This window comes from Aequorivita capsosiphonis DSM 23843 (assembly GCF_000429125.1).
Lineage (GTDB): Bacteria > Bacteroidota > Bacteroidia > Flavobacteriales > Flavobacteriaceae > Aequorivita > Aequorivita capsosiphonis.
Window position 1 is genome coordinate 37,998 of record NZ_AUBG01000011.1, and the last position, 13,508, is coordinate 51,505.

16 protein-coding genes are annotated in these 13,508 nt (G+C 36.2%); 9 read left to right on the forward strand and 7 right to left on the reverse strand.

Annotation, left to right across the window (positions count from 1 at the left end; genetic code table 11):
- The first annotated feature begins 50 nt into the window (after window positions 1-50).
- Genes G440_RS19750 through G440_RS0109305 form a run of 5 tightly spaced genes read left to right on the forward strand, consistent with a single transcriptional unit; the run spans window position 51 to window position 2,759 of the window.
- Window positions 51-338 carry a nucleotidyltransferase family protein gene (locus G440_RS19750; protein WP_034259312.1) on the forward strand — a complete coding sequence of 96 codons (288 nt, stop codon included), beginning with the start codon at window positions 51-53 and terminating at the stop codon, window positions 336-338.
- Window positions 331-672, forward strand: coding sequence for a HepT-like ribonuclease domain-containing protein (locus G440_RS0109290; protein WP_026451055.1), 342 nt, complete (start codon window positions 331-333; stop codon window positions 670-672). The genes G440_RS19750 and G440_RS0109290 overlap by 8 nt, the downstream gene beginning before the upstream one ends.
- Window positions 662-1,366, forward strand: coding sequence for a tRNA pseudouridine(55) synthase TruB (gene truB, locus G440_RS0109295; protein WP_026451056.1), 705 nt, complete (start codon window positions 662-664; stop codon window positions 1,364-1,366). Before G440_RS0109290 ends, truB begins: the two co-directional genes overlap by 11 nt.
- 45 nt (window positions 1,367-1,411) lie before the next feature.
- The gene (locus G440_RS20665) at window positions 1,412-2,164 is read left to right on the forward strand and encodes a hypothetical protein (RefSeq protein ID WP_051285259.1); all 753 of its coding nucleotides are present in this window, start codon (window positions 1,412-1,414) and stop codon (window positions 2,162-2,164) included.
- A gap of 25 nt (window positions 2,165-2,189) precedes the next feature.
- The gene (locus tag G440_RS0109305) at window positions 2,190-2,759 is read left to right on the forward strand and encodes a DNA-3-methyladenine glycosylase I (protein WP_026451057.1); all 570 of its coding nucleotides are present in this window, start codon (window positions 2,190-2,192) and stop codon (window positions 2,757-2,759) included.
- Between the two features lie 81 nt (window positions 2,760-2,840).
- Here G440_RS0109305 and G440_RS0109310 read toward each other — a convergent pair whose 3' ends face one another.
- The 4 genes from G440_RS0109310 to G440_RS0109325 all read right to left on the reverse strand — a co-directional run bounded on the left by G440_RS0109310 (window position 2,841) and on the right by G440_RS0109325 (window position 6,848).
- Complete coding sequence (locus G440_RS0109310) at window positions 2,841-4,589, reverse strand: agmatine deiminase family protein (RefSeq protein WP_026451058.1); 1,749 nt, start codon at window positions 4,587-4,589, stop codon at window positions 2,841-2,843.
- 117 nt (window positions 4,590-4,706) lie between these two features.
- Window positions 4,707-5,345 (reverse strand): leucyl/phenylalanyl-tRNA--protein transferase, encoded by a 639-nt coding sequence (aat, locus tag G440_RS0109315; RefSeq protein WP_026451059.1) that lies wholly within the window; start codon window positions 5,343-5,345, stop codon window positions 4,707-4,709.
- 102 nt (window positions 5,346-5,447) lie between these two features.
- On the reverse strand, window positions 5,448-5,828 hold the full coding sequence (locus G440_RS0109320) for a DUF3127 domain-containing protein (RefSeq protein WP_026451060.1): 381 nt from the start codon (window positions 5,826-5,828) through the stop codon (window positions 5,448-5,450).
- Window positions 5,829-5,954: 126 nt separating this feature from the next.
- Window positions 5,955-6,848, reverse strand: a complete 894-nt coding sequence (locus G440_RS0109325; protein ID WP_026451061.1) for a flavin reductase family protein — start codon at window positions 6,846-6,848, stop codon at window positions 5,955-5,957.
- A gap of 119 nt (window positions 6,849-6,967) precedes the next feature.
- Here G440_RS0109325 and G440_RS0109330 point away from each other — a divergent pair, with 119 nt between their 5' ends.
- A complete protein-coding gene (locus tag G440_RS0109330; protein WP_026451062.1) occupies window positions 6,968-8,122 on the forward strand; it encodes a sensor histidine kinase in 1,155 nt (384 codons plus the stop codon).
- Window positions 8,123-8,125: 3 nt separating this feature from the next.
- The gene (locus G440_RS0109335) at window positions 8,126-8,470 is read left to right on the forward strand and encodes a hypothetical protein (protein WP_026451063.1); all 345 of its coding nucleotides are present in this window, start codon (window positions 8,126-8,128) and stop codon (window positions 8,468-8,470) included.
- Between the two features lie 2 nt (window positions 8,471-8,472).
- Here G440_RS0109335 and G440_RS0109340 read toward each other — a convergent pair whose 3' ends face one another.
- Both G440_RS0109340 and greA read right to left on the reverse strand, forming a co-directional pair.
- Entirely contained in the window at window positions 8,473-8,862 is a 390-nt protein-coding gene (locus G440_RS0109340; RefSeq protein ID WP_026451064.1) for an HIT family protein, read from the reverse strand.
- A gap of 2 nt (window positions 8,863-8,864) precedes the next feature.
- A complete protein-coding gene (gene greA, locus G440_RS0109345; RefSeq protein ID WP_026451065.1) occupies window positions 8,865-9,341 on the reverse strand; it encodes a transcription elongation factor GreA in 477 nt (158 codons plus the stop codon).
- Between the two features lie 271 nt (window positions 9,342-9,612).
- On the opposite strand from greA, the gene G440_RS0109350 reads away from it, so the two are divergent.
- Window positions 9,613-10,056 (forward strand): hypothetical protein, encoded by a 444-nt coding sequence (locus G440_RS0109350; protein WP_026451066.1) that lies wholly within the window; start codon window positions 9,613-9,615, stop codon window positions 10,054-10,056.
- Window positions 10,057-10,088: 32 nt separating this feature from the next.
- Window positions 10,089-10,745 carry a hypothetical protein gene (locus G440_RS0109355; protein ID WP_026451067.1) on the forward strand — a complete coding sequence of 219 codons (657 nt, stop codon included), beginning with the start codon at window positions 10,089-10,091 and terminating at the stop codon, window positions 10,743-10,745.
- 183 nt (window positions 10,746-10,928) lie between these two features.
- Here the strand turns inward: G440_RS0109355 and G440_RS0109360 are convergent, their stop codons facing one another.
- Window positions 10,929-13,121: a TonB-dependent receptor gene (locus G440_RS0109360; protein ID WP_026451068.1), complete on the reverse strand. Its 2,193-nt coding sequence runs from the start codon at window positions 13,119-13,121 to the stop codon at window positions 10,929-10,931.
- Between the last annotated feature and the right edge of the window lie 387 nt (window positions 13,122-13,508).

The window sequence follows — 13,508 nt, forward strand, 5'->3', positions numbered from 1 at the left end:
GACACATTATTATATACTTCTACAGGTCTTTTCACTATCTTTGTTTTACTATGAATCCAGAAATCAACAAAATAATCATTGAGACACTCTTGCCTTTCGATCCAATACAAATTAGTGTATTCGGAAGTTATGCACGTGGTGAAATGAACGATGACAGTGATATTGATATTCTTTTGGATGTTGATTATAACTTATCCCTGCTAGATTTGGGAGGCGCATATATGGATTTAAAAGAAAAACTTAATCGAAAAATCGATTTGGTCCTAAAATGTGGAATCCGCACAAGCTTTGGCCGATATATAGAAAAAGATCTTATTGAAATTTATCCCAATGATTAAAACCGATCGCGTCTTGCTCGACTTAATAATAAAGTACTCCGAGCGAATTATAAAATATTCAAAGGATCTGAGGCCTGAAGAATTCACTCACAGCGAAATGGTATATGACGCTTGTGTATTGAATTTTATAAATATTGGGGAAGTATCAAAGGAAATCTCAAAGGAATTGAAATCAAAATATTCTGTAATTCCTTTTAGGAAAATAATTGGTCTTAGAAATATTGCAGCCCATAACTATGAAGGGATTGAAGCAATCAGACTTTATCAAATTGCGACAGAAATAATCCCTCCCTTTAAAGACCAAATTACAGAAATCCTCAAAAATGAATACTAAAACCCTACAAGCCGAGGATTACAAAGAAGGCCAAGTAATCCTAATCGACAAACCATTGGAATGGACTTCCTTCCAGGCGGTGAACAAGGTTCGCTGGCTGATAAAAAAATCCTTCGGAATAAAGAAAATTAAAGTTGGACACGCCGGAACTTTAGATCCTTTGGCCACAGGACTTTTGATAATCTGCAGCGGGAAATTCACGAAGAGAATAGACACTTTCCAAGCTCAGGAAAAGGAATATACCGGAACTTTCACCTTAGGCGCAACAACACCGAGCTACGATTTAGAAACTGAAATTGATCAAACTTTTGATATTTCAGAGATTACTTCGGAAGAAATCAAGAAAGCAACAAAGCAATTTATAGGCGAAATTCAGCAGCAACCTCCCGTATTTTCAGCATTGAAAAAAGAGGGAAAACGCTTGTATGAATATGCCAGAAATGGAGAAGAAGTTGAAATTCCTTTTAGAACTGTTACTGTTTCAGAATTTGAAATAACGAAGATCGATCTTCCTAAAGTAGATTTTAGAATAGTTTGTAGCAAAGGAACTTATATTCGCTCCTTGGCTAATGATTTTGGAAAAGCTTTAAACAATGGCGCTCACCTTTCAGCGCTTCGAAGAACTAAAATTGGTGATTTTTCAGTTAAAAATGCTGTTGGCATCGAAGCTTTTGAAACATCCTTACCACGTTAAAATATCACTAATAACGTCTTAATTTTCAGCTGTTTTTGTGCAATTTTGCTGAAAATTTCGGTACTTGCAGTAATGAATTTCAATTATTCATATAGAGCTTTTCTTATAACCTCCCTACTTACGGGGTGTTTGGTATTATTTCTTTTTAGCGTAAAAATTTCTAAACAACAGGAAGAAAACAAGGAAGATGTCTATGACGTACTTATTGCCCCTGAAGATCTTTTACCGGAAGACTTGGAATTAGCCGCACTCACTCCTGAAAAAGTGAAGGTTGAAACGAATCGAGCTTATAATGAGGCAGAGAAATATATTTCTTCCGTTGAAAACGAAAACCAAGAAATCACAGAGACCACAGAGGGAAAGCTCCAAGAAATGAGTGAAGCTATGGAAGAATCGCAAAATTCGGATAATGGTAACGAAAAATCGATTACTAAAAAACCTGAAAAGAAAAAGAAATCAGATTTTTCTAATAGTGAAAGCGAAAAAGAAGGTCAAGCTGTAGTTAAGGGCGGAAATAGAAACACGACGATAAGCTATCAATTGGTAAACCGAAGAGATATTGACCTACCCAATCCAGTTTATACTTGTTATGGATCGGGAAAAGTGGTTATAAATGTGGAAGTAAATAATTTGGGGAAAGTGATAAAGAACTCGTACAATAAAACCGCTTCTACAACTTCCAACCAATGTTTGATTGATGCTGCCTCAGAATATTCTCAACAAGCTCGTTTTAATACGGATGCATCAAGAGAAAAACAATTGGGAACCATTACATTTAATTTTCCAGGGCAGCAATAGCAGTGGTCAGTAAAAAATAAAAACTATGAATTCAGAAAAAGTGCGTTGTGGCTGGTGTGGTACTGATCCGCTTTATGTGAAATATCACGATGAAGAATGGGGCGTTCCTGTAAAAGATGATAAAACATTATTCGAATTTCTGCTTTTGGAAACTTTTCAAGCGGGTTTGAGCTGGATCACCATTCTTCGTAAAAGAGAAAATTTTAGAAAAGCTTTTGATAATTTCAATTATAAAAAAATAGCAAAATACGATCAATCAAAAATTGACGAATTGCTTCAAAATGAAGGAATAATTCGGAATAAACTGAAAGTTCATTCTGCTGTTTCAAACGCACGGGCTTTTATGGAAGTTCAAAAAGAGTTTGGAAGTTTTAGCAATTATATTTGGGGTTTTGTAAACCATAAACCTATAAAGAATATTTGGAAAGATCATACTAATGCTCCTGCAAATACGCCAGAAAGTGACGCATTGAGCAAGGACTTAAAAAAACGCGGTTTTAAATTTGTAGGAAGCACTGTTATTTATGCTACCATGCAGGCCACAGGGATGGTAAATGATCATATTGAAGATTGTTTTCGATTTAGCGAAGTGTGATTCATTGTTAAAAATAGACCTAGAACTATAGGACTTAGGACTTAGGACTAAAAATCTTCATTCAAATTTCTTCAAAAAAAATCATAGTTTAATTATCTTTTTGTGGATTTTTCCGAAGTCACCTTCAAAGGTTACAAGCAATGTTCCCTGCCAATTTTGATTTAAATCTAATGTTATCTTCCCGTTGCCACTTTCAACATTTGCTTCGTATAACTTTTGCCCAAATAGGTTATGGATTTCTACTTTCACAGGGCCTTGAATAGCATTCATATTAAAAAAAACTTTACCAGTTGTTGGATTTGGATAGGCTGCTGAAATATGATTTTGCGCCCACGCATCTGCCGAAAGGTTTTCCACTTGAATGGTCCAATATCCTGCTGGGGCTACAATGGGACGAGTTAATTCCTTTCCGTTCATAGCTTTTGCCCAAATATAATATTGAATGTTCCCAGAAATGTTAGGAATGGTAAAATCTGCCATCCAATAATCGCTATTGCTTGGCACCATTTCAAGTTCATTATAATCACTTTCTCCTTCTTCACGCCAGAAGACCTTTGCCTGTGCTATTAAGGATTTATGTCTAATATATGCTTCAATAGCTATAGTGCTTCCCGCATTTGCTTCATCACTAGGTTGATGCACAATCCAAAGTGGATCTGCAACTCCAATGGTATGTGTAATACAGTGAATAGCACCTTTGGAGACAATCAAATTTTCACCAGGATTATCTACATCTATCCCTACAACAGTATATCCCGGAAGCATTTCCTCGTATTTTGCAAGTGCGGGCGCATCGACTTCTGGACGATATGTGGGCACCATAATAGTTTTATTTACAAAAACAGCATTGCTGTACGTATTGTAAGAACCACCAGTATCTGGATAGTTTCCATTTGTGCTTGGAGGGGAATCTATCCACTCAATGTTATAGGGTGCACCAAAAGGTGATTGAAAGTTGTCTAAAACATATTGAATATTTGCTTCTATCTGCGGACCATCAGCTACTCCAGGAGGATATTTGCTAACAAGAATAGTTTCTTCGTCCAACAACTTCATATGCATGTCAATGTGATGAATGTCGTCATAGGGCAGCGTCGTCATCTTTACAAATCGGTTAATACCCATATATTCTTGCATAATGCCGTCTATTTGAGCTTCGGTTTTTACGCTTACTCCGTAAGGGTTTCCAGGACCGTTTTCATTTAAAATCAATTTTGAAGCAAATGCATTCCCCATTCCATCGCTCATATAATTTCCACCAGTATTCACCAAATCGTTGGTTCCTGAATTGGTAGTATATAATGGTATTCCAGCTTGTGCGGCGTGTGCGATGGGCATTACATCATCATTAGGACGAGGACGGTTGTAAATCCAATCGGTTAAGGCAAGATCGCCTACTTCGTTTGAATAGATTGTATTTCCCGCGTAATCACGAATCCAGATGCTATCCCAAGGAACATTTAAAAAAATTACATTCGTAATATCTACACCGTTTGTGGTCAAGTAATTTGAAACTGAAGCTTCGTTCTGAGTGGTAATAACAACCTTACATTCATGCAGGCCTGCTTCCACGATTTGCCGAAGAATATTTGGGTATGAAGGATTCCAAGTAACCAAAAGATATTCTACTTCCTCCCATTCCGCGGCGGCTCGCACGGGACCTGAAGGCGGTGCGGAAAGTCGCGTACTTGTAAATTGATATTCCGTGATCAGACCTTTCTCCGTTTCGGTAAGGTTGTGAGGAAGATTAGGTTTTTCCTGTGAAATAGCGAATGCAGATTGCAACGCCATCAACAACACCAATAGGTATTTTGCGTATCTAGTATTCATAAAGTTAGCGGGTTATGGAATACGAAGATAGGTTATTAAATTATTTCATCTGAAAAAAAACTAAAAGAGTTTAATCTTCAATCAATAAAATAATCTCCTTTCTAAATAATGGATACATCAAGAAAGAAATTGCAAAAATTCTTTTCTATCAATCTCTTCCGCCCCCAAACTTTCCAAATGTGAATTGTAAATCTGACAATCGATAAATTTATAATTCTTGCTTTTTACATATTCCGAAAGATGATAAAACGCCACTTTTGAAGCATCACTTACCAAGCTGAACATACTTTCACCGCAAAACGTTCTTTTCTGGGGAAGATCTATTCCATAAAGACCGCCAACGAGTTTATCATTTTCCCAAACCTCAATCGACACCGCATGGCCCGTATTGTGAAGTTTTAAATAGGCTTCCTGCATTTCTTTGGTTATCCAAGTTCCGGCTTGTCCATTTCGTATCACATTTGCGCAATTAAAAATTACTGCTTCAAAATTTTGATTAAAAGTGATTTTGAATTTCTCACTTCTAATTGTTTTCCGAAGACTTTTGGATACCTTAAATTTTTCAGGAAACAAAACCATTCTCGGATCTGGGCTCCACCACAAAACAGGTTGCCCATCTTCAAACCAAGGAAAAATACCCGAATTATATGCAAGAAGCAATTGCTCGGTTGAAAGATTACCACCAATAGCCAACAGACCATCAGCGGTTGCTTGCTCAGGATTTGGAAACCAAAGTTCGTTAGTGAGGTAGTGCATCCTTCAAAATTGCTGATTTTTATTCATAAAAAACCCTCGAAGCATTTAATTACGCTTCGAGGGTTCCAATTATCCATAGAATTATGGTTGTAACAATCTAAATTAAAACGGAAGATCGTCGTGTTCCTCTTCGTTAAAGTCTTTTGCAGGTTCAAATGCTTCTGCTGGAGGCATTGGAGGCATATTTCCTCCTGAAGGCACATCCTGTGATACGTTTTCAACACGCCATCCTTGAATGCTGTTAAAGTACTTTGTTTCGCCTTGTGGGTTTACCCACTCACGACCGCGAACATTGATACTAACTTTTACATCCTGCCCTACTTTATAGCTGTTCAACAAATCGGTTTTATCCTGCACAAACTCAATCATTATGTGCTGTGGATATTGCTCTTCGGTAGTAATTACCATCTCTCGCTTTCTAAAACCGTTATTGCCATAGGTTTTAGTTTCGTCTATCATTTTGATTTTTCCTTGTAATTCCATTGTTTTATTATTTATTCTTTATTGCTATTCTCTATTTTATATTGTTATTTTTTATTGAAATGGCACGCGATAAATCGCGAGAATACGGCAACTGTGAATGCAATTCCGTATGTCACTTCTCCCCCTTTAGGGGTCGGGGGTGAATCCAGAATTTGCCAGCAACATCTTCCAAGCTTCCGACACTTTTCCTTCACAAAGAAACTCTTGAGCTCTTTTATGAATTACTTCAGAATTATTAGAATTCAAAATTCCTTTTAATTCTTCGGAAGCGTTTATAAAGGTAATAATTTCTTCTGAATTAGGGAAACTTTCTACATTCCCCAACATCCCTAAATCATTACCGGTTAACACTTTACTATTACGAATTTCTTCAGACAGCTTATCAATACCAACTCCCAAGGTTGTTAAAGGTTTTGGTACTTCAAAAAGGCCTGATTTCGCCCGGCTGTACCAACCCCCTCCAAGTCTTGAAACCGTGTCGATTTTATAGGGATCAATCGATCCATTTTCATCTAGAATTTCTTCTTTTATATGAAGTTTTACCACTTCACAAATAACCAAATTACCCGCGCCACCTTCTTTTCCAAGGCTAATAACATCGTTCACTTTACATTCCAATTGCACAGGAGCTTCCGCTACGCGTGGTGGTTTTATATGCTCTGAATCCAATTCAGTAAAACCAGCTTTTGTAAATTCATTTATACCTTTTGCATATTCCGTAGAAGAAAGTGAAACTTGCTGAACCATTGCATAGTTTACAATGTTTATAACAACCTCTGGCACCTCAAGAATATTCTCATAAGTGTGTTTGGTCGTATTATCGCGCCCACGTCTTGCCGGCGAAAACACCAAAATTGGTGGATTTGCACTAAAAACATTAAAAAAACTAAATGGGGAAAGATTGACGTTTCCTTCAGCATCCACAGTACTTGCAAAGCAGATAGGTCTTGGCGATACCGCACCTAAAAGATAGCCGTGCAACTTTCCAGTGGATAATTCGTTTGGTTCAATTGATATCATAACCTGCAAATGTACCAAAGATTATAGCTTGTAAAAACTCCATTGTACAATAATATCAACATATTTGCTTTATATTTAAACCTGCCTTCGGCAAACCAAGAGGATAACAATTATTTTATATGTTTCGCAACAAATCACTCTCCCGTTGGGGTTTTATTTTAGCTTCAATTTTTGTAGTCTGCCTGATTTTATGGAATACTTATATTTTCTTTAATCAATTAAAGGAAAATGAGCGTAGAAAAATGGAGATTTGGGCAGTTGCACAAGAGGAACTTGAACAAAGCCAGGTTGGAGATGGCGTGAGCCTGAGTGAGACTGCGCTAACTATTATTCAAAGTAATAGTTCCACGCCCATGATTTTACATTCTTTAAAAGAAGACAGTTACACTGGAAGGAATATAGATGAGAAAGTACTCAACAATGAAAAAGCTTTAAAAAAGAAAATCGATCAATTTATTTCAGAGTATAAACCTTTGGAAGTAAAATACAACGATCAAGTTCTTTCTGTAATTTATTTCGGGAATTCACCATTAATAAACAAACTGAAATATTACCCCGCGGCGCTTATATTGATAATATTCCTTTTCATCTTAGCTGTATATCTATTTTATAAAACCTCAAAATCTTCGGAACAAAATAGACTTTGGGCAGGAATGGCAAAAGAAACCGCCCATCAAATTGGCACGCCTCTTTCCTCCTTGGTTGGTTGGACCGAAATATTAAAGGATGAAAATGTAAATCCGGAATATATTGTAGAAATGGAGAAAGACATTAGCCGCTTGGAAATGATAACGGATCGTTTTTCAAAAATTGGCTCTATTCCAAAATTGGAGCGTTGTGATTTAGTTGAAGAAACAAAAACTACTTTTTACTACCTTCAGAAACGCACTTCTAAGATGATTAATTTTCAACTGAATATTCCTGAAGAACCTATCTATATTGAAATGAATCCACAACTTTTAAGTTGGACGATTGAGAATTTAGTAAAAAATGGCATTGACGCAATGAAAGGAAAAGGAGCTATCACTATTTCCATAAGCAAAAACTCAAAATATGCGTTGGTTCATATAACAGATACTGGAAAAGGTTTGACCAAAAGTGAATTCAGAAGAATATTTACACCGGGCCATACCACAAAAAAACGTGGGTGGGGACTTGGACTCTCACTTGCAAAGCGTATTATTGAGGAATACCATAAAGGGAAAATACGCGTTTTAAAAAGTGTTCCAAATCAGGGAACAACCATGGAGATTGCATTAAAGATTGAAAATTAAAAGATGAGCAAAAAAACCCATAGCTTGCATACTGCAAGACTTCACAACAATTGTCCAACTTGTTTCGGAACAGATGGCTTGGAATTTACTTTTACCCAAGACGAAAAAGAAACCCCGTTTTTCCACAAACCCGAAAAGCAGGTTGACGAAAAATTGTATTGCCATAAGTGCAAAAGTCAGATACACCCAGTAAACTGGACAGAAGATATTGAAAGAGTTTATGATTATAACAGAAAAATAGCGGAAACCAATAAACAATATTTACAGGTAAAACCGCTATTTTATATATTGATTGTGGTGGCAATTATTTTGGTTGCCGCAGGAATTTACTTCTTGATAGCTTCATAAGGCTAGAATTTTTCGTTAATGGCAAGCGCCAAAGCTTCAAACTCTTCGGAAGTCATTTTCACTTTTTTGGTGAAACGCATATCATCCATTTCATTTAACGGAATAAGATGCACATGCACGTGAGGTACTTCCAGCCCTACAACTGCCATCCCTACGCGTTTGCAAGGAACGGTTTTTTCAATGGCCTGGGCAACTCTTCGGGAAAATTGCATCAACTGTAGATACAGATGTTCCCCCATATCAAAAACTTTGTCAATTTCTTCTTTTGGAACACATAAGGTATGTCCTTTTGAATTCGGGTTTATATCTAAAAAGGCGATGAAATTATCATCTTCTGCTACTTTGTAACAGGGTATTTCGCCTTCAATGATTTTTGTGAAAATTGACGCCATAATTAATCTCTAGATATTTCTAATATATCAAATTTAAGAATTCCATTTGGAACTTGAATTTCAGCAACATCTCCCTTTTGTTTGCCTAATAATCCTCTCCCAATAGGTGAATCTACGGAAATTTTTCCATTTTTTAGGTCGGCTTCGCTTTGGGCAACAAGTTTATACTTCATTTCCATGCCATTCGCCTGGTTTTTTAACTTCACTGTAGAGTGAACTAAAATTTTGCTCAAATCCAATTTCGATTCGTCAATTAATCTGGCGTTTGCAAGAACTTCTTCCAATTTTGATATCCTCATTTCGAGCATTCCTTGGGCTTCCTTGGCGGCATCGTATTCAGCATTTTCACTCAAATCTCCCTTGTCTCGGGCTTCACCAATAGCATTAGACGCTTTTGGGCGTTCAACATCGCGAAGATGATCTAACTCCTCTCTTAATTTTTTTAATCCCTCTGGGCTATAATATGATACTTTACTCATAATTTCATCGTTTGTGTATGTAGAACATACCTATTCTTTAATATACAAAATCCCGACTAGTGGCGGGACTCACTTAAATAAACTGAAAAAATCCCATGCGATGACGGGATTGTATTAAACAAATATACTAAAAATTTCCTTGCTTTGTTATTTATTGTAATTTCGGCCTCAAATTTTAATTCTCTCAATAACAGATTATAATAATATAGCAGCTAAAAAAAATTAGTTTGGCATTACAGTCAAAACTTTCTTACTTTATACCTACATACAAATGAAAAACAAACCGCTCTTTCTTTTAATTCTCGTTGGCTTTATCATGCTTTCATGTTCAAAAAGCGATGACAAATTAGATAGAAATCCATTTTTGGCAGATCCCTTAGTTAACTTAAGGTTGAATTTAAACTTACCTGAATACAATTCTTTAAAATTTCCTGGAAACTCGGTAATTACCGGACAAGGAATTAAAGGCGTTGTGGTTTTTTGTGTAAGTGAAACCCAATATTTGGCTTTTGAACTTTCCGACCCCAACCACGTTCCCAGCCAATGTTCCAGAATGGAGGTAGATGGGCCCATTGCCACTTGTCCGTGCGAAACTGACACCAACGAATACAACATAGTCAACCTTGGAAGACATACCACAGAACCGGATACAAAATACCCCATGTTGCAATATCGTGCCGAGCGCAATGGGAATAATATTATAATTAGTAATTGATCAATTATATGTAAAGCAGTAAAATTAAAAATATGAACCTCAAAAAATACCTACTAATATTTTCACTTTTCATTTTTGCGAATACGTATGCTCAATTTAATATAAATACAAATCCTTTTTGGAAAGCAGAAATGGAAATGGTTGACGGAACTATCAAAAATGGTTTTGCTCAAGTTCCAAATGTTTCAAAATTAAAAAATGTAATTTTTAAAACATCGCTGAATGGTGAGAAGGAAAGTTTAAAGCGAAATCTTATACAAAAATTAAAAGTTGAATCTCCAAATGGTAAAAACTATTTATATGAAAAAGCGGCAATTGTAAATACACTAAAAGGAAATTCTTCTTCAGGGACAGCTTTAATGTTGGTTGAGGCTAAAAATGACTACGTTACTTTTTATATTCAATCTGCAGCATATAGAGTAAATGAAGAAACAGATGAAATCGTTTTGTTCTACAGATACCAACAAGGCTCTGATTATCCAACTATCGGAAGATATATTAAAAAAGCAGATGCGGAAAAAGCAAATATGTTTTATATTACCAATGTTATCGGTGGTTTTAAAAGATGTGCAATGTATCATTTAACTGAAGACCCTGCTTTGTTGGAGAAGATTGAAAATAATACCTTAGGAAAAAATGAAATACCCCAGATTATTGCAGAATACATAGCAACAACGAATACTAAATAAAAAGAAATATTTACGCTACCAAAATCTTTATTAAAATTTCTACTAAAAGTTTACCCCTACACCAAACTACTTCTACTCCGCTCTACAACCATGTTGTTCATAAAGCGGAGCCGAAATCACAAATTTTAAAGTAAAAAATACTTCCTACCAATACTTCGGCTGCTCTAAGCATCCAGATTAAATTTAAAACTTAACGGTAGCTCCAATAAGAAAATTAATAGTTGCCTGCGGATAATAACCTGCGCCATCAACAGTGGTAACCGTTCCTGGATCGCTGTAATCATCATCGTAAGTATAAAAATAACCGTTGGATTCATATTTAACGTTAAAGATGTTATTCACCAAAGCTGAAAGAGCTATTTCCTTTATCCACGGAAGCCCATCAAAAGTATATACAATATTTAAATCATTAATAAAGTAGCTATCCAATTTTGAAGCTTCGCTATCAATATTTCCCATATATTGCTCTCCTACAAACTTTGAAAGAAAACCAAGTTGCAATTTTTTTGTTGGCGTATATTCCAACATATTTCCAGCAACAACAGCTGGTGAAAATGAAATGTTTGTACTTCCAAGATTCACCAATTCTCCATCGCGAGAAGTAACAAAATCTATATTCTTATTTGTGCTTAATGCTATATTAGGCATGGTTCTCAAATTTTTCAAAAGCTGAACTTCAGCATCTACTTCCAATCCGAGGCGATAACTTTTTCCGCTGCTAGTTCTTAAAGCTGAACCTACATCATTCAATTCACCTGAAAGCACCAATTGATCGGTATAATTCATATAAAACACATTCGTATTCACCTTTGTTTTTGCAGAAGCGAAACGCCATCCCAATTCAAAATCATCCAATTTTTCTGGGGTAATGATTCCTTGTTCATAATCATTGCGCGAAGGTTCGCGATGTGCTTTTCCGTATGAAAAATAAAATTGATTAGAAGAACTCAATTTATAGGTCAATCCAGCTTTCGGATTAAAAAATGCATAGCTTTCATCATAAATCATTTCAACCAAATCTGAAGTGATTCCTGTAGTTTTATAGTTTAAAAACCGACCTTGTAAATCTCCAAAAACACTCCATTGCGAGTTGATTCTATAAGTAGCTTTTGAAAAAACGGTGAATTCAGTTTTCTTCGCATTGCTATCATAATAAGGCTCTCGAATTTCAGAATTACTGGCATATCGCGCCCAGATTACTTCGCCATAATGATCGCCAGTGTAGTAGCTATAAAAGGCTCCGCCAGTAAAATCAATTTTATTATTCTTATAGTTTACGTTGGCATTGGCTGCATAAAAGTGATTATCTAACCAACGACGCCTAATTAAATCGGTTTTATTTATGGTATCACTCCCGTTCACGATAGGCTCAAATCCGTATGTTTTAAATTTCTGATCCTCTTTGTATTGTTCAAAATAACCTCGGCCTCTGGTATAATTTATTGATAAATTGGTACTCCAGTGATTATCAAAACGCTGATTCCAAAATAGTTGATAATGGTCCTGGGCATAATTATCTATTTCATTGTCATAAAACTGAATGTTTCCATCTTCATCAGTGTACATTCCAGCGGTATTATAGGTTCTGTCATTTTTCAGTTTTTCAGGATCTTCCAAACCGTTCCACGATTGATAAGTAATGTTCTTACCTCCAAAAGCCAAAGCTTTTATCAAGGTGTTGCTATCCACAAAAGCAGCTTGTAGAAAATATGATTTCAAGTCTGAACTGGCTCTGTCTATATAACCATCAGATTTGATGGTTGACAACCTTCCTGCTAATTCAAAATGATCTGAAAGTAAGCCAGTGCTGAACTTGACGTTGTGTTTATGTGTGTTATAGCTTCCGAAGGAATTTGATATTTCTCCATTGGCTTCATTGGAAACGGCATCGCTCAATAAATTCAAACTTGCACCAAAAGCACCTGAGCCGTTGGTGGAAGTCCCGACGCCCCGCTGTAATTGTAAGCTTTGAACTGATGAAGTAAAGTCGGGTAAATTCACCCAAAACGAACCTTGGCTTTCCGAATCGTTGTACGGAATTCCATTTAAGGTAACATTTACGCGCGAGGCATCACTACCACGAACGCGAATGGAGGTATAACCCACCCCAGCTCCCGCATCACTTGTGGTAACAACAGAAGGAAGATAGTTGAGCATATACGGAACATCTTGACCGAGATTCCTTTTTTCCAATTCTTCTTTGTCAAGATTGGAATGTGTAATTGGTGAATCTGCCTTCACACGGACCGATTGTACCAAAACCTCATCCAAAGCTTGAACTTTTGAAGTGTCCTGTGATTTTTCATTTGGCGTTTCCTGAGCAGAAATAGAAAGAAACATGGAAGTAAAAACTGCGGAAATCAATAATTTTTTCATTCGTAATAATTTAGATTTTACGAATAAAAGGGGCATTATTCTCTGTTGATTAAATGCTTACATAAAAAAACCCTGATAACATTGCGTCGTGCAATATCACAGGGGGTTCCTATTATTTTCCCTTGGCAGCATTACCCGCCCAGGTTCTTTGGGTATAATCTCAGCCAGAATGATTTTCGATTGTAGATTTCGATTAATGATTTCAGAATTACTTCTGCAATCAAAAATCTAGAATCCGAAATCTAAAATCCCTTGGCACCCCTTTGAGATGTTCGGCAAAATTACATATCTTTTTTCGATTTCATATTCACTTTTATTTTCGATTTCGATTTCCCTTCCGTTTTCTCGGTTACTGAGCGTAGTCAAAGTATCATTTTTTTACCATAT

Bases quoted from the DNA above. Each gene is read 5' to 3' on its own strand.
- G440_RS0109350 (WP_026451066.1), top strand. From the start codon at position 9,613: ATGAAAAACAAACCGCTCTTTCTTTTAATTCTCGTTGGCTTTATCATG.
- G440_RS0109310 (WP_026451058.1), bottom strand. From the start codon at position 4,589: ATGAATACTAGATACGCAAAATACCTATTGGTGTTGTTGATGGCGTTG.
- G440_RS0109355 (WP_026451067.1), top strand. From the start codon at position 10,089: ATGAACCTCAAAAAATACCTACTAATATTTTCACTTTTCATTTTTGCG.
- G440_RS0109360 (WP_026451068.1), bottom strand. From the start codon at position 13,121: ATGAAAAAATTATTGATTTCCGCAGTTTTTACTTCCATGTTTCTTTCT.
- truB (WP_026451056.1), top strand. From the start codon at position 662: ATGAATACTAAAACCCTACAAGCCGAGGATTACAAAGAAGGCCAAGTA.
- G440_RS0109340 (WP_026451064.1), bottom strand. From the start codon at position 8,862: ATGGCGTCAATTTTCACAAAAATCATTGAAGGCGAAATACCCTGTTAC.
- greA (WP_026451065.1), bottom strand. From the start codon at position 9,341: ATGAGTAAAGTATCATATTATAGCCCAGAGGGATTAAAAAAATTAAGA.
- G440_RS0109305 (WP_026451057.1), top strand. From the start codon at position 2,190: ATGAATTCAGAAAAAGTGCGTTGTGGCTGGTGTGGTACTGATCCGCTT.
- G440_RS0109330 (WP_026451062.1), top strand. From the start codon at position 6,968: ATGTTTCGCAACAAATCACTCTCCCGTTGGGGTTTTATTTTAGCTTCA.
- G440_RS19750 (WP_034259312.1), top strand. From the start codon at position 51: ATGAATCCAGAAATCAACAAAATAATCATTGAGACACTCTTGCCTTTC.
- G440_RS0109335 (WP_026451063.1), top strand. From the start codon at position 8,126: ATGAGCAAAAAAACCCATAGCTTGCATACTGCAAGACTTCACAACAAT.
- G440_RS0109320 (WP_026451060.1), bottom strand. From the start codon at position 5,828: ATGGAATTACAAGGAAAAATCAAAATGATAGACGAAACTAAAACCTAT.
- G440_RS0109290 (WP_026451055.1), top strand. From the start codon at position 331: ATGATTAAAACCGATCGCGTCTTGCTCGACTTAATAATAAAGTACTCC.
- aat (WP_026451059.1), bottom strand. From the start codon at position 5,345: ATGCACTACCTCACTAACGAACTTTGGTTTCCAAATCCTGAGCAAGCA.
- G440_RS0109325 (WP_026451061.1), bottom strand. From the start codon at position 6,848: ATGATATCAATTGAACCAAACGAATTATCCACTGGAAAGTTGCACGGC.